Origin of the sequence: Bradyrhizobium ottawaense (assembly GCF_002278135.3) — a bacterium.
GTDB classification, from domain to species: Bacteria; Pseudomonadota; Alphaproteobacteria; order Rhizobiales; family Xanthobacteraceae; genus Bradyrhizobium; species Bradyrhizobium ottawaense.
In genome coordinates, this window is record NZ_CP029425.2 from 1,906,502 (window position 1) to 1,926,600 (window position 20,099).

Consider the following 20,099-nt stretch of genomic DNA (forward strand, 5'->3'; position numbering starts at 1 on the left):
TCAGACGGACCCGAAGGCCGCGTATTGGCCGCCGAGCGACACGCCGCTCAGGGCATCTTCGAGGCGACGCGCCGGTTTGGTGTCCCAGGGGAGCAGCAGAAAATGGCGGGCGCCGATCTCGCGCAAGCCGCCCGCAGCCATCAGCTTTCGGACTTTGCCGGCACTGAGCAGGACGGCGTCCCGGTCGAACTCGCAGCGCGCAACGGCAAGACGTGTCAGCGGGTTGTAGGGATTGTGCTCGATCACGCAGACGAGCCCCCCGGGCCTCACCACCCGCCGCATCTCGGTGATGAAATGTGTCCATTCGGCCGGCACGATATGGTGCATCACGCAGATGGCCGTGACGAGATCGAAGCTGGCGTCCTCGAAGGGAAACGTGCGGCCGTCAAACTCGCGGTAGTCGACCCCGCTATTGGCCGCGCGGGCCTGCGCCAGGCTGGCCGACGAAACGTCGATACCGCTCAAGCGGCCGACCATGCCGTGCAACAGGGGATGAAGGCTGCCGACACCGCAGCCGACGTCCAGCATGTCGGGCCTCTCGGTGTTCAGCCGCTGCGCGATCAGATCGGCCAGGAGATCGGCCTTCGCGCGCATGAAGAAATCATGCGGCAAGCCGGAGAAGTCGATCGAGGATTGGACAACGTCACGGTAGTTGGCGTGATAGCCGTCGAAGAGCTCGCTCATGCGCCGGATCACTCGTTGACTGCGTGGATTGCAGGCGCTGCCGCCGCCTCGTTGCGATCGAAGCCGGCGCGCGTCTGCACCACATAGAGCGGGCGGCGTTTCACCTCGGCATGGATGCGGCCGACATACAGCCCCACGATACCGGTCATCAGCATGTTGATTCCGCACAGCAGGGACACGACGACGATCGTCGACGACCAGCCGGTCACGAGATGGCTGTCCTTGCTGAGCCACAGCAGGATCACCCAGCCGCCGTAGAGCAGGGCCAGTCCCGAAACCGTCAATCCGCACCAGATCGCAAGCCGCAGGGGCAGATCGGAAAAGCCGAGCGTGGCGTTCACCGCGAGCCGCACCATCTTGAACAGCGGGTATTTGGTTTCGCCCGCGGCGCGCTCGAGGCGGTGGAAGGCGACCTCGGCCTGCCGGAAACCGAGCCAGGCGATCATGCCGCGTACGAAGCGATCCTGCTCCGGCATCTGCCTGAGTGCGTCGAGCACCTTGCGATCGATCAGGCGGAAGTCGCCGACATCGGCGGGGATGCCGACCGAGGACATCCTGCCGAGGAGCCGGTAGAACAGATGCGCCGTCGCACGCTTGAACCGGCTTTCGCCTTCGCGTGACAGGCGGCGGGCGTGGACGACGTCGTTGCCTTCCTGCCATTTTGCGATCAATTGCTCGATCACTTCGGGCGGATCCTGCAAATCGGCATCCATCACGATGATCGCGTCACCTTCCGCGGCGTCCATGCCGGCGGTGATGGCGACCTGATGGCCGAAATTTCGCGACAGGCCGACATAGCGAAAGCGCGGATCGCGCTTGGCGAGCGCCTGGAGCACGATCGAGCTGGAATCGCTGCTGCCGTCGTCGACGAAGATCGCTTCAGCCGGACCGTCGAGCCGGGACAAGACCAGGTCGAGCCGGCGCAGCAGGACCGGCAGCACGGCTTCCTCGTTGAACACGGGGATGACGAGGCTGTAGCGGATCGATCTGGAATTGGCCGCCATGCGAGAGATTTCCGGCTGGGTTGCAGGGGCGGGAGTCTAGTTCGGCGGTGGTTAAGGTCGCCTTGCCGCGACTGTTAAGGATCTAGGGCACTCGGGCGATTGAGGGCGGAGGCGGAACGCGATGCACGATTAACCATGCTTGCGCAGCCGTGGCGTCGGTCTAGGACCTGCGGCGGATCTTGTAGAGAACAAATCGCTCCGAGGTATCCAGCACCTCGAGCAGTTCCGGCAGCGGGTTCGCGGCCGACGGTCCGAGCACATAGAGATAGTCGTAGTCCCGGTACCAGGTGCGGATGAACGGCGGAACGTCCGCCGGCGGCCGGCTTGTCGCAATCGCGGTGAGCAGCTCCGACGGCACCGGCCCTCCATAGGGAATGGCAAGGCGGCGCACGCCCTCGCGGGGCCGCACCGGCTGCTTGCCCGCTTCCGTGAAGAGGTTGGGCACGAACGCGTTGGCATAATGCACGGCCAGCGTCGGCGCATAGTACATCGGATACGAGGTGAGGTCGGCGAAGGGCGGATCACCATTGTCGCCCGTGCTTCCAACGAGAACGCGTGAGCCGCGCTCGATCTTCTGGAACGAGGCGATGATCGCCGCATAGTCGGCGCGGTAAGGCAGCCACACCGCGAGGACGATCGCGAGATTGATCAGTGTGATCCCACTGATCGCGGCGAGCGCAGCCGTTCTCCAGGCCCGGCTCGGCAGCGACAGCGAGCAGAAGGCCGGCAGGATCAGAGCTGCAGCGGGAATCACGCGAAGGTCCACGAACGAGGTTCCGAACAGCTTGGAGGGAATGACCAGGTAGAGCAGTGCAAAGCCGATCGCGAGCCAGAGGCCGGCGGGCTCGAGCTTGAGGACGCCGCGCCTTGCGGCGAAAAGCAACGAGATCATCAGCGCCAGCCCGGTCACTGCCGATGCCGTCAGGCTGTAGCCGTTCAGGATGCGCAGCGGCCAGACCGGCTTGAATCCGAGGAACCAGCTCGTCCCCTCGCTTCCGATCGAGCCCGCCGTCATTTGCATGATCCCAAACAACACGACTGCCGGCAGGGCCAGCGCGCCGAGCCGCGCGGCCACGCCCATGTACGATGCTCGCTGCTGACGAATGCGCGAGAGCTCGTAGAGGCCAAGCGTCGCGCCGTAGATACCGAGGGAGAAGAAATGCGCCGCATACAGCGCAGCGACGAACAGCAAATTGGCGACGAAACGCAGCGGCCATGGGCCTTCGGCCAGCATCAGGTAGATTGCGATGCCCCAGAGAGCGAGGCCGAGGCCAAACTCGAAATTCACGAAGCCCCAGCTGAACGGCAGACAGTAGAGGAAAGCGAGCGCAGCGAAGCCGGCAAGATGAACCCGGCCCTTCCGCGCCCATTCCAGCAGCAGCGCACCCCCGACGATCAGCAATTGGCTCAGCAGCAGAAACAGCCGCGTGGCGTGCTCGACGCTCATCAGCCGCGCCAGCTGCGGCACCAGCAGATCCATTCCAAGGTTGGGATAGAAGGCCCAGGCCACCTCGTAATACGGATTGGCGTCGGGGGTGCCGTTCCGGCTCAGAATGTACATGCGGACGAGGTGATTGGGATAATCCACCATCGCGGGAATGGGGGTCAGCAGCACCGGAAGAAGGGAGACCGCCGCCAGCACCGCAAGAACGGCGATTCCCACGGACCGCTCCGAGTCGAGCCGAGCCGGGATTGTCAAAGTCGGCCTGTCAAAAGAAGACATGTCGCGGGATCGCCGGGGTTTTAGCGTGGTGTGCCAGGTCGCGTCCACGTCGCCTTTGGAGGGACATCTCACGGTTACGAGTGCGCGCCCTCAAGGAGGCTCTCACTTCGAAGGCGTCGCGGTCGCGCTGTCCGCATGGTCTCGCACATGGATCACCGCGATGTCGTCCGCATAGATCCGCTTCCAGCCCTTGAGCTGGTCGAGGATCTGCGGGCCCGGCGCATCGGCAACCAGGAGCGTCGCGTCGATCTTGTACTCGTCGAGCAGGCGCGGCAGCAGCTCGGGCTTCTTGCCCTCCGTCGCCTTGAAGAAGTCCATGACGAACTTCTCGCCATAGAGCTCGGCACGGCCGTCAACGAAGACCGGAATATCGCGCGAGATCAGATAGCCGCCGAACTGGTAGGCATTGAAGATGCGCTGCATCTTGCGTTGCTCGAGCACGTCGACGGCCGCAACCGGCGTGTGCGTCGTCGTGAAGGTGAAGCGGTGGTGCGCCATGTAGAGCGACGTCGAGGTCCAACTCGCCGCCACGATCATCAGCGCGCCAAGCGCGGTGACATAGCGGGCGGGCCAGCGCCCGGCACCGGCGGCGTCAGGCGCCGGGCGCGGGAACATCTCGCCGAGCGGCTTTGCCAGCACCAGCGGTACCACGAACGCAAATGCCTCGATGCTCCTGACATGGGTCAGCGCGCTCCAGGTCAGGAACAGGATCAGGAAGATCCGGGGCGCCGACAGCACCAGGCCGCGATAATAGCCGAATGCGATCAGGCCGAGCAGGGCGCCTTCGAATGGGGTGAACGTGGAGAAGTTCGCGGGCATCCATTCGAAGATCAGCGACAGCAGTTCGCCGAGGCCGAGAATATTGGTCGCGCCCAGCAGCGTCCGCCAGCCATACGGCGTGCAGCAGCTCGCGATCAGAGCACCGATTCCGAACAACACCCAGCGCATGAACAGCTGGAGCCGTCGTCCCTTCTCGGCGTGCTCGACGGCCTCGAGCGCGATCGGGCCGATCAGCACGAGGCCCAGCACGAAGCCGCCATGCAAATTCGCCCAGAGCGCCATCAGCGGCAGCCAATACCAGGACGGCGCGCTCTTGCGGTCGGCAGCTGCCATCAGCAGACCGACCCACGCCACCATGACGGGCAGCGCCAGGATATGCGGCCGCGCCAGCACGTGATGGGCCGACAGCAGCAGCGCCAGCATCGCGAACAGCACTGCGCGTGGTGCCTCGATCTGCACGTCGAGCAGATAGACGAAGATCGCGACCGTGACCGCGACCGCGACCGCGGTGAGTATGACGGGACCTGCCCAGTCCCATTGCGCGTGGGAATAGGCGAACAGCACCTGCGACAGCCACGACGTCGACATCCATGGCGCGCCCGTTCGCGTGAACGAATAGAAGTCGGTGGTGGGCATGGCGCGGTGATCGAGGATCCATTGCCCGATCTTCACCTGCCAGAACGAGTCGGAGTCCTGTAGCCGGGTGTCGCCGAGGTAGAGGAAGAACAGATAGACGCCGGCGCCGACGCATAGCGGCACCAGGGCCCTCGCGCGGCTCCGCGCCGCGATGCTGTTGGCAAAGGAAAGTGACATGCCGCCTCGTCGTCCTGTTGTTCTTGTCGGTCGGGCATGATCCGGACCCGGCGGGCCGCGTTGGCTCAAAGTGAGGTGCGGTTTCCGAGAAGATCATGCTCAAGCAATCACCTGAAGCGCGATGAAGGATTCATCTCATCGCGCGCCAGTCCGAGCGGGCGGCATTGGATCACGGGCGGTCATAACTTCGGGTAAACCGGCAGGCTACGCCGGTTTCATGTCCCGACAATTTAACGGATTGTTTTAGATTTCGATTTACCATCGGCGAATACACGCAAACCGCTCGATGTTTACGCAGACGAATTAACTGCGGCGCAATTCTTTGCCTCTACGTTTGGTTCCATGGTCGGGCGGCGCTGGGAAGCCGAAAAGACCAGATCAGTTGTAGCCTCGTGTACTCATTTGGAGCACTCTATGAAGAACCTCGTTGCGCGTTTCCTGAAGGATGAATCCGGCGCCACCGCCATTGAATACGGCCTGATCGCTGCCGGCATCGCGCTGGCCATCATCACCGTCGTCAACAATCTCGGCACCACGCTGAACGCCAAGTTCACCTCGATCTCGAGCAGCCTCAAGTAAGGCCGGCCGACCTGAGAATTCTGAGAGCCTCGTCCAAGACGAGGCTCTTTTCTTTTGTGCGTGGCTTGCCGCCGGCCGATCGGCTAACGGACGAGGTGGCGTTTCGCGGGGAGGTGTCCGGCTCTCATTTTGGCGAGCCCTTGGCTTGTGTCTTGAGCCGTGTGGCCGGCGTTCCTGCCCGTGCGAGGCGCGCGAGAGCTGGGAGCCTGAAGCATGATCCGGATCATGCTCGAGATTTGGTTCGTGCCTCACTGTGACGTGGAGGGTTTGGTCGGTGCGTCGTTGCGGACATGGACCACGGCGATGTCATCCGCATAGAGTCGTTTCCAGCCCGGCAAATGGTCCATGATCATCGATGCCGGGACCGTCCTGTTCAGCAGAGTCGCGTCGATCCGGTAGGTTTCGAGCAGGCGCAGCAGGGTCTCGACGTTCTTGCCTTCGACAGCCTCTAAATAGTCGAGCACGAATTGCTCGCCATACAGTTCGGCGCGGCCGTCGATGAAGGTCTTGATGTTGCGGGTGACCAGATAGCCGCCGATCGGCGCGGTGCTGAAGATCCGCTGCGCGTGCCGCCGCTCGAGCAGGTCGACCGCGGCCGCAGGAGACGGATCGCTGATGAAGGCATAGCGGTGCGGCGTGGCATAGGACCTCGTGATGCTCCAGCCGGCCGCGACGATCGCGAGCGCCGCGGTCGCGGTCAGCGCAAAAGAGGGCCGCGTTTCCGTTCCCCTGGGCGCGACGGCCCTCGTTATTCCAAAATGTTCGGCGAACGGTTTCGACAGCACGAGCGGCGTCAGCAGCGCAAAAACCTCGATGTTCCTGAAGTGGCTGAGAGCCGCCCAGACCAGGCCGAGCAGCAGAAGAATACGGGTCGCGGTCAGCACCACGCCGCTGTAGTAGCCAATGCCGATCAAGCCGAGCAGGCTGACTCCGAACAGATCGAGCGAACTGAAGTCGGCTGGCCTCCACTCCCCGATCATCGAGAGCAGCTTGCCGAGGTTGAGGATTTTCGTCGACGCGAGGAGCGTGTTCCAGCCATAGGGCGTGCAGCAGCTTGCCGCAAGCGCGGCAAGCCCGAACACGGTCCAGCGTGCGGCCAGTGCAAAGCGGTCCTTGCGATCGGCGGACGCGATCGCGTCGAGGCCAACGGCTCCGATCAGCGCTAGACCCATGACGAAGCCGCCGTGAAGATTGGCCCACAGCGCCATCAAGGGCAGCAACAGCCAGGATGGCGCGGTGCGCCGGTCGGCGGCCGCCAGCAGTCCGCCGACAAAGGCCAGCATGACAGGCAGGGCCAGCATGTGCGGGCGCGCGAAAAAATGGCCCATCGACATCACGAGAATTGGGGCGATGAGCAGCAAGGCGCGCGCGGGATCCAGATAGGGGTCGATCAGGTGCGCGAAAATCGCCGCGGTCGCGCCGATCGCGAGCGACGTCAGGATAACCACGCCCGCCCAGTTCGACGGTTCATAAACCAGCGCGAACAAAACTTGCGACAGCCAGGAACTCGAGATCCAGGGCTCGCCGTCGCGCGTGAACGAATAGATGTCGTTGTGGGGCAACGCGCGGTGTTCGAGGATCCACTGGCCGATCTTGATCTGCCACAGCGTGTCGGAATCCCGAAGCATGATGTCACCGACGCCAAGAAAGAACAGGTAGGCACCGGCACCGATGCAGAACGGCAAGATCCAGCGTGCTAAGCCGCGCACGGGAGCGCTGCTTGTCAGGGAAACCGACATTGAACTCTCGGGGTTGGATCGACCACGCAGTGACGGCGCATCCGCACATCACCATGATCGCGTTTAAGTTGAGGTAAACCAAACTGATCCTCCGCGGTCATCCCGCGTAAGGATGCGTTTATTATGCTCACGCGTGCTCTCCCGAGGTGCCGGGCGTTCGGATGATCATTTGCGTCTTGTCATCCCGCCTGAATAGTTGTTCAGTCTTTGCGGGGCGATTTGCATCTTTTGCGTGACGAAGCGTTTTGCCGCAGGGCGTGCGGCAGGCGTGTGGGACAGGAAGCGCGCCATGGTTTATCGGCGGACGCATCAAGTGGTGAAGCGCCTTGCGGCGCGGCGCAGTGCGATCTTGACGGCGGCACGGGAGACTGCAGCGGAAGGCGGGATGGCGGCGGTGCAGATCGCGCCCGTCGCGGTCCGGGCCAATGTCGCGGCCGGCACGGTCTACCGCTACTTCCCCTCCAAGGCCGAGCTGATCTCCGAGCTCATTGCCGAGGTCTCGCGCGATGAGCTCGCGGCGATCCGCCGGGCGGCCGATGCCGCGCCGGGGCCATCCTCGGCGCTGGCGGCCGCCGTCACCACCGTGGCGGTCCACACCCTGTCGCAGCGGCGGCTGGCCTGGGGCATTCTGGCAGAACCTGTCGATGTCGATGTCAGCGCCTCCCGCCTTGCCAGCCGGCGGGAGATTGCCGGCGAGATTGCCGCCCGGATCGACGCCGCGGTGCGTGCCGGTCACCTGCCGGCCCAGGACACCGCACTCGCCGCCACCGCCTTGCTCGGCGCGCTGCATGAGGCCCTGGTCGGGCCGCTAGCGCCTGACAATCTCGACGATCCCGTCAAGATGCGCGATGCGGTGCAGACCGTGACGCTGCTGGCGCTGCGTGCGGTCGGCGTCATGGACGCCCGCGCCCGGGGACTCGTGGTGCAGCAGACGCTGTTGCCGGCCGCGAAGGCGCTCGTTGGGGCGTAAAATCGCCCCGTGCACGAAGCGGCCGGCCTGACGGCGCTCAGGTGGTTGACTGAGCGAGCCTTTTCGCAAAACCACAGCAGGATCGCCGGGCCCTCCGGCTACTGTGCATGGGGTTGTTTTTCGACTTTTTGTTTGGCGTGCCCTGGCGGGCCTACATGATCGCGTCGCCCTCGGGGCCGACCGAGGCGATGCGCACCATGTTGGTGGTGCCGGGGATGCCGAGCGGCACGCCGGCGACGATGATGACACGCTGGCCGGCGCGGACGAAACCGTCCCGGAACGCGATCTGGCCGGCGCGGCCGACCATGTCGTCCTGGTCGCGCGCGTCTTCCGCCACCACGCAATGCACGCCCCAGACCACCGCGAGCCGTCGGCCGGCGGTGATGTTCGGCGTGATCGCCACGATCGGCGGCTTCGGCCGCTCGCGCGCCACCCGCACTGCGGTCGAGCCCGAGCTGGTCCAGCAGATCAGGGCGGGAAGGTCGAGCGTCTCGGCGATCTGCCGCGCGGCGTCGGCGATGGCATCGCCCGCGGTGGATTCCGGCGCGGGACGCTGTGCGGTGAGCACGGAACGATAAATCGGGTCGCGCTCGACCTCCTCGCCGATGCGGTTCATGGTCGAGACCGCCTCGACCGGGAATTTGCCGGCCGCCGATTCCGCCGACAGCATGATGGCGTCGGCGCCCTCATAGACTGCCGTGGCGACGTCGGAGACCTCGGCGCGGGTCGGCACCGGCGACTGGATCATCGATTCCAGCATCTGGGTTGCGATCACCACCGGCTTGCCGGCGCGGCGTGCCATCCGCGTCATCTGCTTCTGCAGGCTCGGCACGCGCTCGAGCGGCAATTCGACGCCGAGGTCGCCGCGCGCCACCATCAGCGCGTCGGAAGCCTCGATGATGTCGGCGAGGCGGTCGATCGCCTGCGGCTTCTCGATCTTGGCCATGACCGCGGCGCGGCCGCGGATCATCTTCTTGGCTTCGATCACGTCGTCGGCGCGCTGCACGAAGGACAGCGCGATCCAGTCGATGCCGGTGACGAGCGCCGCCTCGAGGTCGGCGCGGTCCTTCGAGGTCATGGCGGAAACCGGCAGGTCGGTGTCGGGCAGGCTGACGCCCTTGCGGTCGCTCATCTTGCCGCCGACCACGACCCGCGTCACCGCGTGCTCTTTCGAGGTCTCCTCCGCGATCAGGCGTACCTTGCCGTCGTCGAGCAGCAGCGCGTGGCCGGGCCGCAGCGCCGCCAGGATCTCCGGATGCGGCAGGTGGACGCGCGTGGTGTCGCCGGGGGCCTTGTCGGAATCCAGCGTGAAGGTCTGGCCGTTCTGCAGCTGCACCGAGCCTTCGGCGAAGGAGCCGAGCCTGAGCTTCGGGCCCTGCAGGTCGACCAGGATGCCGATCGGCCGGCCATAGCTGCTCTCGACGTTGCGGATCGTCGCCACCAGCTCCCGCATCTTGTCATGCGGGGTGTGGCTCATGTTGATGCGAAACAGGTCGGCGCCGGCCTCGAACAGGCGGCGGATCATCGCGAGGTCTGAAGAGGCTGGGCCCAGGGTCGCGAGAATCTTGATACGGCGAAGACGCCTCATGGCTTATTTCCAGACGGGGGCGAGGGAGCTGGCGGGAGGCCAGGCGGGGCGGGGGGCGTACCACCGGGCGGGCTATTGGGCAAACCCGGAACCCCGCCCGGGCCAACCGGACCGGGGAGGCCGGGTACGCGCTGCTGCGCCGGCTGTTCGTTGGCATCGGTGAGCTGCACCGTCCACGCCCGCTGCTCACCGGTATCGACCTCGAAATAGCCGGTCCGGTCATAGCCGCGCGCGAGGCAATCCTCGGTGCCGCGGATGGTGAACTCCTTGTCGCGCGAGCACATGAAGGCCTGCCCCGACCACTCGCCGCCGCGGTCATAGTCGATGGCGTAGATGTAATAGTAACGGGCGACCAACGTTCCCCGCAGCAGGGTCTCGCAGGAGCGGGACGAGATGTTCCACCAGCCCTCGGTGGTCCAGCCCTCGGCGTCCTTGTAGCCGAGCGCAATGCCGACCCGGCTCGACGTGTTGTTGCAGAGACGGAAATCGGCGGAGGCCGGGCTGCTCCACAAGCACAGCAGACCAATCGCCAGCACCGGGACCAACCGGGCGAGCATGCGAAGGGGGTAGCGGGGAGATTCGGCGATCATTGTCGCGGAAGCTATATCAGATCATTGGCGATTTGGCGTAGGAGGCCGGGGAACTGCCTCAAGGCCGGGTTCGGGTCGGTTTGCGCCGGGATATGGCAAAATCTGTGACAGGACCCACCTGATCCCGTAAGGGTGACCGCAATCGGGGCAGGCCCAAAGGGATATCAAGGGACATAGCCATGGCAATCGACGACAAAACCAGAACGGAGCTCGAGGCGGCCGCTTTCCGCCGTCTGGTCGATCATCTGAAATCGCGGACGGATGTCCAGAACATCGACATGATGAATCTGGCGGGCTTCTGCCGCAACTGCCTGTCCAACTGGCTCAAGGAAGCTGCCGACGCCCAGGGCGTCGCCTTAAGCAAGGACGAGAGCCGGGAGGCCGTCTACGGCATGCCCTACGAGACCTGGAAGTCGAAATACCAGGGCACGGCCACGCCAGAACAGCTCGAGACGATGAAGAAGGTCCATCCCCACGGGCACTGAACGGCCCGGGTGCGCCTCGCCTGAGTCGCACCACACAACAGCTTTCTTGGCCTCGCCGCAGGAAGGTGTGGGCGCGCTGTGGACGAGCGCGATGCTGCCTTGAACGCAGTCGGTACCAACCCTAAGGGTCTACCAGCACGCGCGGTGAGGGATGCCGGCGTCACCTCGTTTTGCCAGTTCCATTGGGAGTACCTAGATGGCCACCTCCGCCGCCGTCCGCGACGACGAGCCCGCGACGAAATTTGCCAAGGACCAGCTCAAATCCATCATCGAGCGCATCGAGCGGCTGGAGGAAGAGAAGAAGGCGATCTCCGACGACATCCGCGACGTCTATGCCGAAAGCAAAGGCAACGGCTACGACGTCAAGGCGCTACGCACCATCGTGCGCATGCGCAAGCAGGACCCCAACGAGCGCGCCGAGGCCGAGACGATTCTCGAGACCTACATGCAGGCGCTGGGCATGCTCTGAGGCGTTCGCGCCTCAAGCACGACTGCGGCAGCCCGGAGTACAGCGAAATCCGGGTTCTCGCAGTGTGAAAGCAACCCCGGATTGCGCCGCGCTCCATCCGGGCTAAAAATTGCGCGTGTTTCGTTTGCGAACGGAGTCGCGAATGACTGCGCCACCGCTGCCGCGCGAGGTGAACCGTGCCTTCGGCGCTCTGCCGGCACCGATCGGCAAGCGGCTGCTTCAGGTGCGCGCGCTGATCTTCGCGACGGCCGCGGCGTATGAAGAGGTCGGCCGGCTCACCGAGACTCTCAAATGGGGCGAGCCGGCGTATCTGACCGACGAGACCGGCAGCGGCTCGACGATCCGGCTCGGCCGCGTCAAGGACTCCGCACACGCCGCCATCCTGTTCAATTGCAAGACGACGCTGATCGATAGCTTCCGCGAACGCTTTCCCGATCGGTTCGAGTACCGGCAGACCCGGGCGCTGTTGTTGCCGGTGGTGGGCAAGCTGCCAAGCCGCGAGCTATCGGTCTGCCTGTCGCTGGCGCTGACGTATCATCTGGACCGGCGAGCGCGAAAGCGCGGTAGGGCGTTCTTGTAGCCTGGATGGAGCGAAGAGACTGAATTCGTGGAGGTAGCTCGGCGCCTCAGCGCAGCGCGGCCGTGCGCATGACGAAAGACGTCGTCTGGAGCTTCGCGGTCGCGCTGCCCGAAAAACTGTCGCAGGACAGGCCGTGCATCGGGTCGTCGGCAAAGCCCATTGCGATCACGGCCTGCGGCTTGACGAAATAGCCGCGCAGCGCGGCCGTATCGAGCTCGCCCATCAGCGTGACCGACATCGCGCGGCTGGCGCTCGGCGATAGCATCACGATCTTGAGCCAGATGCTCTCGCTCTTGGCGGCCGAGAGGCGGGTCGCGGTCGCGACCGCGCCGTCGACGCTCTTGCCGACCACCGTGTTGATTTCGGTCGCCTGGGCGATGCTGCGCGACGCGGGACGGGCCGAGCGCGGGATCGGCGCGGAGGCGGCGACGACATTGGCGCGATCAACCGGGGAGGCGGCCGGCGCGAAAGCCAGCGCCTGAAGGGCCGCGTTGGACACGCTCGCGGTTGCTTGCGGATCGGTGGCAGAGGCGAGCGCCTGGCGGGCCTTCAGCGCAGCGATTTGCGCCGGCGTCGCCTGCTGCGGCGCGGCCGGGACATCATCCCAGAAGCCGCGGGCGTTGATGATGTCGGCCGGAGTCTCCGGCTTGCCCTCCGCAGATTTGGGTGCCGGCTTGTCAGCCACCGGCGCGGGCTTCGGCTTGGGCGGCGCGACCAGCTGTGCGTCGGCCGAGGCGAGCTGGATCGCGGCGGCGATCTGCGGCTTGGCGCGCGGCGTCGGCACCGGATCGGCGGGCTTGGCTGCGGCTGCGACGACAGTTGCTGCCGCCGGCTTGGCGGCCGGCGCGGGCGCGCCCTCGTCGTCCTCGTCGCTGCTGGCGGCCGGAGCGGCGGACTTGCCCTTGAACAAAGCGGCGAAGAAGTTCGGCTTGCTGCTGCTGGAGTCGTCGCCATTGCCGCGGCGCTCGATCTCGGCCTTGGCGAGCTCATAGCCCTTGAGCGGGGTGCCGTCTGTCGGCAAGTGCACCGTCTTTCCGTCCGGGAAGACGCGGGCGAGCTGGTCATGCGTCATGCGCGGCCAGTGCCGGATGCTGCCGGTGTCCAGATGCACGAAGGGCGAGCCCGACGTCGGGTAGAAGCCGACGCCGCCGCGCTGCAGGCGCAGGCCGGCGAAGCGGATCTGCTCCAGCGGCACGCCCGGAATGTAGAAGTCCATCGCATGTCCCAGCATGTGCTGGCTGAAGCGCGCCACCCCGGAGGAGCGGCGGCGGAGCATGGCGTTGGTGGCGGGGGAGCGGTAGGAGGAGATGATCTGGATCGGCTGCTTGGCGTCGACGTCGCGGTAGACTTCCCAGAGGATATCGAAGAGGCGGCGGTCCATGACCGTCTCGTCCTGGGTGCGCCAGTCGCGCAGGAAGTGATTGAGCTGCTTCAGCGCCGCTTCGTCATAGCGGCCATCACGCTTGAAGGTGACGGTCAGGTCTTCGCCGGAATGGGTGTGGTGGAAGGAGAGGGTCTTGGTTTCGCTCAGCGCGGCGGCGTTGTGGACTGAACCCGCGGCAGCAAGCAGCAATACGGCAGCGAGGCCGATCCGGGATCCGGCCTTCACTCCCGCATGGGACAACGACAGCACAGTAAATTGGCGTGCGAGACCAGTCAGCACGTATGAGCCCACCCAGTCGACGAGCGTTCAAAATGGACTCTCCCGCCAACCCCGTAGCAGTGCGAAAGAGGATGAACGCTTTCTTAAAGCGAGAAGGTTAATTCGAGGTTGACCTTCCCGCGCCCAAACCAAGTCAGGCTACAATCCTAACCCGTTGAGTGTGGCAAAAAAACGCCCGGTGCCGGGAGCCAGGTGGACAATGGTTAACGTTAAACGGCCCCATCCATGGAACGGGGCCGTTGATATCGTTGTGGAATTCGAAAAGCTGAGCTCCCGCAGCCTTACCGGGTGAACACCCGCTGCTGCTGGGACCGGCGGCCGACCGGAGCCGGCGGCGGGGTCGGCGCCCCGCCTCCGAACAGCCGTTCGAAGAAGTTCGGGCCCGACGAGCCGAAGCCACCCCCATTGTTGGCCACGGCAACGCCTGAGGGCAGGGTCGTCGCCGGGCGCGAATAGCTCGGCTGCGAATGCGCAACGACGGCCTCGAGATCCTTGCCGCGGTTGTTCTTCAGGATGTTGATCATGGTCGCGTCGCGGCCATAAACGTCCTTGCGGAACTGCAGTTTGCCGGCATCGTCCACGAAGGCGGTCTGATAGGTGATGTTGACCGGGACCGGAGTCGGGAATTTCAGGTCGATCTCGCTCTTGCCGTACATGCTGCGCACGCGCTCGGGCGTGTACTTCTCGTTCGGCATGGTGATGTTGAGCAGTACGGACGCGTACTGATCCGGGTTCTGCACGCGCATGCAGCCATGGCTGAAGGCGCGATCTTCCCTGGCGAACAGGTTCTTGTCCGGCGTGTCGTGCTGATAGACCAGGAACTTGTTCGGGAAGTTGAAGCGGATGCGGCCGAGCGCGTTGGCTTCACCGGGCGGCTGCGAGATGTGCACCGAGCCGTCGCGGTTCTGTTCGAGCTTGAGGCCCATGCGCTGCAGCACTGTCGGGTCCTGCTGCAACGCCGGCAGATACTCGTTGTAGACGATCGACGGCGGCACGTTCCAGGTCGGATTGACCGTGATGTACTTCATCGTCTCGGTCAGCAGCGGGGTCGCATGCGTGCCCGGCTTGCCGGTGACGACGCGGGTGGTCCAGACCTGCTGGCCGCGCTGCATCACCTTCAGCGTGTAGTCGGGAATGTTGAGGATCACATAGGCATCGCCCAGCGCGGGCGCGCCGAGATCGCGCGGCAGCCAGCGCCAGCGCTCCATGTTCACCAGCACCACGTCGATCTGCTTGTCGCGCTTGGGGGTGTTGAGCGCCTTGACCGTCTTGTCGTCGAGGACGCCGGTCACCTTCATCTCGGCGCCGCTCTGGAATTTTCGCACGGCGTCGGCGACCGCTGCGTCATAGCGGGTGTCGCCGGCATTCTCGGCAAGGCCGAGCTTGGCGCGAAGCTGCGGCACACGCGCATCTTCCACGACGACCTCAGCCTGCTTCTTGCTGGCCGGGGTGTATTTCAGCGCCGGACCGTCGGCGATCTCGATCACCGGGCCGCTGCCCTGACCACGAAGCTCCGCGAGCTTGGCCTTCAGCTCCTTGTAGAGCTTGTGGGGCGGATTGTAGCTGTCGAGCGCAGCGGAGGCGTCCGTCGCGGTCGTGACCTTGGCGAGCACCTCGTTCGGGTCGACCGGATGCTCGGGATAGAGGATGTCGCCGCTGACCTGCGACCAGTGCATGCGGCCGCTCTGGGCCTGGCGCGCATAGTCGAACATGCTGGCGGTGAGCTTGAGCTCGGCATCGGCCAGCGCATCGGGCGTGGTGGCGCTGGCGAAGTCCGGCACCGGATAGTCGGCGGGATTGAGGCCGTCGGACGCCGCATCCTTCAGCCGCGCGATGACGCCCTTGGCCGCGGTGGTCAGGCTGCCGCCTTGCGTCCAGACCGGCGCGAAGTCGCGTGCGCCATAAAACTTCTCGATCGCCGCGCGCTCGTTCTTGCGATCGAAATGGCGCGAGGTCTTGGCGCCGATGATGTCCTTGAGCTTGTCGGCGACCGGCTGGTCGGCGGCGGGAACATTGCTCGCGGCCTTCACGGGCTCAACGGTAGGTGCCGCAGCCGTGGCCGGTGCCGCAGGCGCAGCCGGCATGGCGGTGGCTGCCTTGGCCGGCTCGGTCTTCACAGGCTCGGTCTTGGCAGGCTCGGTATTGGCCGTTTCGCCCTTCGGCGCCTCGGCGGCGGGCGTGGTGGCGACGTCGGAAGGCTTGGTCTCGACCTTGTTCGGGGCCGGTGCGATGTCAGCCTTCACGGGCGCCTGTGCCGGCTCCTTGGCGGAATCCTGCACCGTGGCGGTGGTGTCGAGCTTGATATCGGAGGCGGTCGGGGGCGGGACGTTGGCCGGCTCGGGGCGCGGGATCGCGGCTTCGATCGCGAGCTCGGCAGCGCTGCTGCGCGCCTGATCCTGCGCCAGGGCTGAGCTGGCCGACACCGTGAGGAAGGTCGCCGCGACCGTCATCAAGACACGGTCGAAGCCCGCACGGTGGTTCAAACAGTCACGCATTGTGTCGCACCCCTCGGGTGAACTGTCCCTCGTGGAACAGCTTTGTTATCGCCTATTGAGCTTCGGCTAAATCGCGCCGGCCTCTCGAAAGTTGCACGCCTGCACGCAACGATTCATACGCAGACGATATACAGGCCCCGGTTTTGCAGCCAGCGCTAACCGGGACAACTCACGCCAAACTGACTTCAAGGGAGCCTCTTGGCAACGGATTGTGCGCCTGCACAGCGCGCTTTTCCCTGTGTCTGTCACTTCCAAGTCACGGTTCAAGAAGCAGTCGAATTCTGTCGTCGTGCGAACGGCTTACAGCCGCTCCCGCATCGCCGCGCGAACCCTCGTTCGCATGATGCTCAGTGCGTCTCCTCGCCGCTTTTCCCGCCATGTCCGGGAACCCCGGCCTCGTCGAGTTTGCGGTAGAGGGTGGACCGGCCGATTTTGAGGCGGCGAGCCACCTCGGACATCTGGCCGCGGTAGTGCGAGATCGCGAAGCGGATGATCTCGTTCTCCATGTCCTCCAGCGAGCGGACATCGCCGGTCGCGGTGAGCAGGGCGAGCGTGCCTACCGCCGGGAGCGGCGCGATCGGTATTTCATTACCCGATACCACCGACGGGGTCGCCGCCGGCTCGAGCATCAGCGGGGCGGTCGGAATCTCGGTTACGGGATGCGGCTGCGAAGCGAGCAGAGGGAAGTCGCCGAGGCCGAGCTGGTCGCCGTCGCTCATCACCACGGCGCGGTAGACCGCGTTCTCGAGCTGGCGGATGTTGCCGGGCCAGTCGAGCTGGGCAAGATGGGCCATGGCCTCGCCGCTGATGCCGGTGATCGCGCGGTTCTCCTCGGCGGCAAACCGCGCCAGGAAATGCCGGAGCAGATGCGGGATGTCCTCGCGCCGCGCCCGGAGCGAGGGGATCGTCAGCGGCAGCACGTGCAGGCGATAGAACAGGTCTTCCCGGAAGTGTCCTTGTTTCACCCGCTCCAGCAGCCGGCGATTGGTTGCCGAGACGATGCGGACATCGACCTTGACGGGCTTGCGGCCGCCGACCGCCTCGACTGCGCCTTCCTGGAGCGCGCGCAGCAGCTTGACCTGCGCAGTCAGCGGCAGCTCGCTGACCTCGTCCAGGAACAGCGTGCCGCCATGGGCCTCGACGAACTTGCCCATGTGCCGCTCGGTCGCGCCGGTGAAGGCGCCCTTCTCGTGGCCGAACAGAATGGACTCGACGAGGTTGTCGGGGATCGCGCCGCAATTGACGGCGACGAAGGGCTTGGCCTTGCGCTCGCCGCTGCCATGGATCGCGCGCGCGAACATCTCCTTGCCGACGCCGGACTCGCCTTCGATCAGAACGGGAATCGCAGAGTTCGCCGCCTTCTGCGCGGCGCGCATCACGGGTGCCATCGCCTCGGCGCGGGTGATGATGTCGGAGAACGTCAGCCGGCCCTCGCGGCTGTGCCGGATGCGCTGCAATTCGCCCTTGAGCGCGGAGGCGTTGAGCGCGTTGCGCAGCGAGACCTGGAGCCGCTCCACACCAACCGGCTTGACCACGAAATCGGCCGCGCCGGCGCGCATCGCCGAGATCACGTTGTCGATGCCGCCATGGGCGGTCTGCACGATGACGGGGACGCTGAGACCCGCTTCGCGGATTTTCGCCAGCACGCCCATGCCGTCGAGGCCGGGCATCACGAGATCGAGGATGACGGCGTCGATGGCCGGCGCGTCGGAAGTGGTAAGGACGGCGATCGCGGCGTCACCGGAGTCCACGACGACCGTCTCATAGCCGCATTTCTGCACCATGTTCTCGACCAGCCGGCGGGCTACGGCGTCGTCGTCGGCGATCAAAATACTGGCAGCCATGGTGTTCCCCGCACGCTACTACTATCTGTCTCGAATCGGGGCACTCTGGCCGAAGCCGATTAACGCACTCTTAAACCTTGATGCCTCCGCCCGCCGTCGCGCTTGTTGAACACAGGTTTCCCACACAATGAATTCGCGCTCCAAGACTGCTCTCCGCAAGCCTGCCGCCAAAACATCCGCCCCCAGAACATCCGCCGCCAAGAAATCCGCCGCCAAGGCAAAGTCCTCCAAAACGCCGCTCGCAAAGCCTGCGAGCAAGACCGGCAAGCTTCCGGAGTGGAACCTTGCCGATCTCTATTCCGGGATCGATGCGCCGGAAGTGGCGCGCGATCTCGAAACGATGGATGCCGACTGCGTCGCGTTCGAGACGGACTACAAGGGCAAGCTGGCGACAGGGACAGCAAACGAAGATGGCGGAAAATGGCTCGCGGAAGCCGTGCGACGCTATGAGGCAATCGACGATCTTGCCGGCCGGCTCGGTTCATATGCCGGGCTCGTCCACGCCGGCGACAGCGTGGACCCTGCGATTTCAAAGTTTTACGGCGATGTGTCGGAGCGGCTGACGGCGGCGTCCACGCATTTGCTGTTCTTTGCGCTCGAGCTCAATCGTGTCGATGACGATATTTTGAACCGGGCCATGCAAGCGCCCGAGCTCGCGCACTACCGTCCCTGGATCGAGGATCTGCGCAAGGAGAAGCCGTATCAGCTCGACGACAAGCTCGAGCAGCTTTTCCTGGAGAAGGCGCAGACCGGCTATTCCGCCTTCAATCGGCTGTTCGACCAGACCATCTCCGGACTACGCTTCAAGGTCGGGGCCAAGGAGCTGGCGATCGAGCCGACGCTCAATCTGTTGCAGGACCGCGACGGCGCCAAGCGCAAGAGCGCAGCCGAGGCACTGGCAAAAACCTTCAAGGCCAATGAGCGCACCTTTGCGCTGATCACCAACACGCTCGCCAAGGACAAGGACATCTCCGACCGCTGGCGCGGCTTCCAGGACGTCGCGGATTCCCGCCATCTGAACAACCGTGTCGAGCGCGAAGTGGTGGATGCGCTGGTCGCCTCGGTGCGGGCGGCCTATCCGCAGCTGTCGCATCGCTATTACGCGTTGAAGGCGAAGTGGTTCGGCAAGAAGCGGCTGGCTTATTGGGATCGCAACGCGCCGCTGCCCTTTGCCGCGACCGATACCATCGGCTGGCCCGACGCGCGCAACATGGTGCTGACGGCCTATCGCGGCTTCTCGCCCAAAATGGCCGATATCGCCGAGCGCTTCTTCACCGATCGCTGGATCGACGCGCCGGTGCGGCCGGGCAAGGCGCCGGGCGCGTTCTCGCATCCGACCACCCCGTCGGCGCATCCCTATGTCCTGATGAACTACCAGGGCAAGCCGCGCGATGTGATGACGCTCGCCCACGAGCTCGGCCATGGCGTGCATCAGGTGCTGGCGGCGAAGAACGGTGCGCTGATGGCGCCGACGCCGCTGACGCTGGCCGAGACCGCCAGTGTGTTTGGCGAGATGCTCACGTTCAGGCGGCTCCTTGCCCAGACCAAAAATGCAAAACAGCGCCAGGCGCTGCTCGCCGGCAAGGTCGAGGACATGATCAACACCGTGGTGCGGCAGATCGCGTTCTACTCGTTCGAGCGCGCGGTCCACACCGAGCGCAAGAACGGCGAGCTCACCGCGACGCGGCTCGGCGAGATCTGGCTGTCGGTGCAAGGCGAGAGCCTGGGTCCGGCGATCGAGATCAAGGCGGGCTATGAGAACTACTGGATGTACATCCCGCACTTCATCCATTCGCCGTTCTACGTTTACGCCTATGCCTTCGGCGATTGCCTCGTGAACTCGCTCTATGCGGTCTACGAGAACGCGGCCGAGGGTTTTGCCGAGCGTTATCTCGACATGCTAGCTGCCGGCGGCACCAAGCATTATTCCGAGTTGCTGCGGCCGTTCGGGCTCGATGCCAAGGACCCGAAGTTCTGGGACGGCGGCCTGAGTGTCATCGCCGGGATGATCGACGAGCTCGAGGCGATGGGCTGAGTGTAGGGCCGTAAAACATTTGTTGAACAATTGGGTGGGTCGTGTTATACAGATGTAT

At 64.9% G+C, this 20,099-nt stretch carries 16 protein-coding genes; 6 read left to right on the forward strand and 10 right to left on the reverse strand.

The genetic code is table 11. From position 1 onward, the window contains the following. The 4 genes from CIT37_RS09090 to CIT37_RS09105 form a co-directional block, all read right to left on the reverse strand. Entirely contained in the window at positions 1 to 684 is a 684-nt protein-coding gene (locus CIT37_RS09090) for a class I SAM-dependent methyltransferase (protein ID WP_244611372.1), read from the reverse strand. 8 nt (positions 685 to 692) lie between these two features. Next, on the reverse strand, positions 693 to 1,688 hold the full coding sequence (locus CIT37_RS09095; RefSeq protein ID WP_095426673.1) for a glycosyltransferase family 2 protein: 996 nt from the start codon (positions 1,686 to 1,688) through the stop codon (positions 693 to 695). Between the two features lie 160 nt (positions 1,689 to 1,848). Beyond that, on the reverse strand, positions 1,849 to 3,411 hold the full coding sequence (locus CIT37_RS09100) for a hypothetical protein (RefSeq protein ID WP_095426672.1): 1,563 nt from the start codon (positions 3,409 to 3,411) through the stop codon (positions 1,849 to 1,851). A gap of 102 nt (positions 3,412 to 3,513) precedes the next feature. Further along, positions 3,514 to 5,004, reverse strand: coding sequence for a hypothetical protein (locus tag CIT37_RS09105; protein ID WP_095426671.1), 1,491 nt, complete (start codon positions 5,002 to 5,004; stop codon positions 3,514 to 3,516). A 414-nt stretch (positions 5,005 to 5,418) separates the two neighbouring features. On the opposite strand from CIT37_RS09105, the gene CIT37_RS09110 reads away from it, so the two are divergent. Next, a complete protein-coding gene (locus tag CIT37_RS09110) occupies positions 5,419 to 5,583 on the forward strand; it encodes a Flp family type IVb pilin (RefSeq protein WP_028140309.1) in 165 nt (54 codons plus the stop codon). A 248-nt stretch (positions 5,584 to 5,831) separates the two neighbouring features. On the opposite strand, the gene CIT37_RS09115 is transcribed toward CIT37_RS09110, so the two are convergent. Next, complete coding sequence (locus CIT37_RS09115) at positions 5,832 to 7,322, reverse strand: hypothetical protein (protein ID WP_095426670.1); 1,491 nt, start codon at positions 7,320 to 7,322, stop codon at positions 5,832 to 5,834. A gap of 289 nt (positions 7,323 to 7,611) precedes the next feature. Between CIT37_RS09115 and CIT37_RS09120 the strand changes: the two genes are divergently transcribed. After that, entirely contained in the window at positions 7,612 to 8,292 is a 681-nt protein-coding gene (locus CIT37_RS09120; protein WP_028140307.1) for a TetR/AcrR family transcriptional regulator, read from the forward strand. 151 nt (positions 8,293 to 8,443) lie between these two features. Here the strand turns inward: CIT37_RS09120 and pyk are convergent, their stop codons facing one another. Both pyk and CIT37_RS09130 read right to left on the reverse strand, forming a co-directional pair. Beyond that, entirely contained in the window at positions 8,444 to 9,880 is a 1,437-nt protein-coding gene (gene pyk / locus CIT37_RS09125) for a pyruvate kinase (protein WP_018317789.1), read from the reverse strand. Next, entirely contained in the window at positions 9,877 to 10,470 is a 594-nt protein-coding gene (locus CIT37_RS09130; protein WP_095426669.1) for a DUF1036 domain-containing protein, read from the reverse strand. The genes pyk and CIT37_RS09130 overlap by 4 nt, the downstream gene beginning before the upstream one ends. 179 nt (positions 10,471 to 10,649) lie before the next feature. Between CIT37_RS09130 and CIT37_RS09135 the strand changes: the two genes are divergently transcribed. The 3 genes from CIT37_RS09135 (at position 10,650) to CIT37_RS09145 (ending at position 12,004) form a co-directional block, all read left to right on the forward strand. Then, positions 10,650 to 10,955 carry a DUF1244 domain-containing protein gene (locus CIT37_RS09135; protein WP_018317791.1) on the forward strand — a complete coding sequence of 102 codons (306 nt, stop codon included), beginning with the start codon at positions 10,650 to 10,652 and terminating at the stop codon, positions 10,953 to 10,955. 196 nt (positions 10,956 to 11,151) lie between these two features. Next, positions 11,152 to 11,424 carry a DUF2312 domain-containing protein gene (locus CIT37_RS09140; protein ID WP_014492426.1) on the forward strand — a complete coding sequence of 91 codons (273 nt, stop codon included), beginning with the start codon at positions 11,152 to 11,154 and terminating at the stop codon, positions 11,422 to 11,424. A gap of 142 nt (positions 11,425 to 11,566) precedes the next feature. Further along, the gene (locus tag CIT37_RS09145) at positions 11,567 to 12,004 is read left to right on the forward strand and encodes a hypothetical protein (RefSeq protein WP_095426668.1); all 438 of its coding nucleotides are present in this window, start codon (positions 11,567 to 11,569) and stop codon (positions 12,002 to 12,004) included. Positions 12,005 to 12,050: 46 nt separating this feature from the next. Here the strand turns inward: CIT37_RS09145 and mepK are convergent, their stop codons facing one another. The 3 genes from mepK to CIT37_RS09160 all read right to left on the reverse strand — a co-directional run bounded on the left by mepK (position 12,051) and on the right by CIT37_RS09160 (position 18,006). Further along, complete coding sequence (gene mepK, locus CIT37_RS09150; protein ID WP_095426667.1) at positions 12,051 to 13,679, reverse strand: peptidoglycan L,D-endopeptidase MepK; 1,629 nt, start codon at positions 13,677 to 13,679, stop codon at positions 12,051 to 12,053. A 269-nt stretch (positions 13,680 to 13,948) separates the two neighbouring features. Further along, on the reverse strand, positions 13,949 to 16,162 hold the full coding sequence (locus CIT37_RS09155; RefSeq protein ID WP_095426666.1) for a L,D-transpeptidase family protein: 2,214 nt from the start codon (positions 16,160 to 16,162) through the stop codon (positions 13,949 to 13,951). Positions 16,163 to 16,509: 347 nt separating this feature from the next. After that, entirely contained in the window at positions 16,510 to 18,006 is a 1,497-nt protein-coding gene (locus CIT37_RS09160) for a sigma-54-dependent transcriptional regulator (protein WP_095426665.1), read from the reverse strand. A gap of 127 nt (positions 18,007 to 18,133) precedes the next feature. On the opposite strand from CIT37_RS09160, the gene CIT37_RS09165 reads away from it, so the two are divergent. Next, entirely contained in the window at positions 18,134 to 20,041 is a 1,908-nt protein-coding gene (locus CIT37_RS09165; RefSeq protein ID WP_095426664.1) for a M3 family oligoendopeptidase, read from the forward strand. Positions 20,042 to 20,099: the final 58 nt, after the last annotated feature.

Excerpts from the sequence above, each read along its gene's own strand:
- pyk (WP_018317789.1), bottom strand. The coding sequence starts at position 9,880 with ATGAGGCGTCTTCGCCGTATCAAGATTCTCGCGACCCTGGGCCCAGCC.
- CIT37_RS09145 (WP_095426668.1), top strand. The coding sequence starts at position 11,567 with ATGACTGCGCCACCGCTGCCGCGCGAGGTGAACCGTGCCTTCGGCGCT.
- CIT37_RS09100 (WP_095426672.1), bottom strand. The coding sequence starts at position 3,411 with ATGTCTTCTTTTGACAGGCCGACTTTGACAATCCCGGCTCGGCTCGAC.
- CIT37_RS09165 (WP_095426664.1), top strand. The coding sequence starts at position 18,134 with ATGAATTCGCGCTCCAAGACTGCTCTCCGCAAGCCTGCCGCCAAAACA.
- CIT37_RS09140 (WP_014492426.1), top strand. The coding sequence starts at position 11,152 with ATGGCCACCTCCGCCGCCGTCCGCGACGACGAGCCCGCGACGAAATTT.
- CIT37_RS09105 (WP_095426671.1), bottom strand. The coding sequence starts at position 5,004 with ATGTCACTTTCCTTTGCCAACAGCATCGCGGCGCGGAGCCGCGCGAGG.
- CIT37_RS09160 (WP_095426665.1), bottom strand. The coding sequence starts at position 18,006 with ATGGCTGCCAGTATTTTGATCGCCGACGACGACGCCGTAGCCCGCCGG.
- CIT37_RS09095 (WP_095426673.1), bottom strand. The coding sequence starts at position 1,688 with ATGGCGGCCAATTCCAGATCGATCCGCTACAGCCTCGTCATCCCCGTG.
- CIT37_RS09090 (WP_244611372.1), bottom strand. The coding sequence starts at position 684 with ATGAGCGAGCTCTTCGACGGCTATCACGCCAACTACCGTGACGTTGTC.
- CIT37_RS09155 (WP_095426666.1), bottom strand. The coding sequence starts at position 16,162 with ATGCGTGACTGTTTGAACCACCGTGCGGGCTTCGACCGTGTCTTGATG.
- CIT37_RS09110 (WP_028140309.1), top strand. The coding sequence starts at position 5,419 with ATGAAGAACCTCGTTGCGCGTTTCCTGAAGGATGAATCCGGCGCCACC.
- CIT37_RS09135 (WP_018317791.1), top strand. The coding sequence starts at position 10,650 with ATGGCAATCGACGACAAAACCAGAACGGAGCTCGAGGCGGCCGCTTTC.
- CIT37_RS09115 (WP_095426670.1), bottom strand. The coding sequence starts at position 7,322 with ATGTCGGTTTCCCTGACAAGCAGCGCTCCCGTGCGCGGCTTAGCACGC.
- CIT37_RS09130 (WP_095426669.1), bottom strand. The coding sequence starts at position 10,470 with ATGATCGCCGAATCTCCCCGCTACCCCCTTCGCATGCTCGCCCGGTTG.
- CIT37_RS09120 (WP_028140307.1), top strand. The coding sequence starts at position 7,612 with ATGGTTTATCGGCGGACGCATCAAGTGGTGAAGCGCCTTGCGGCGCGG.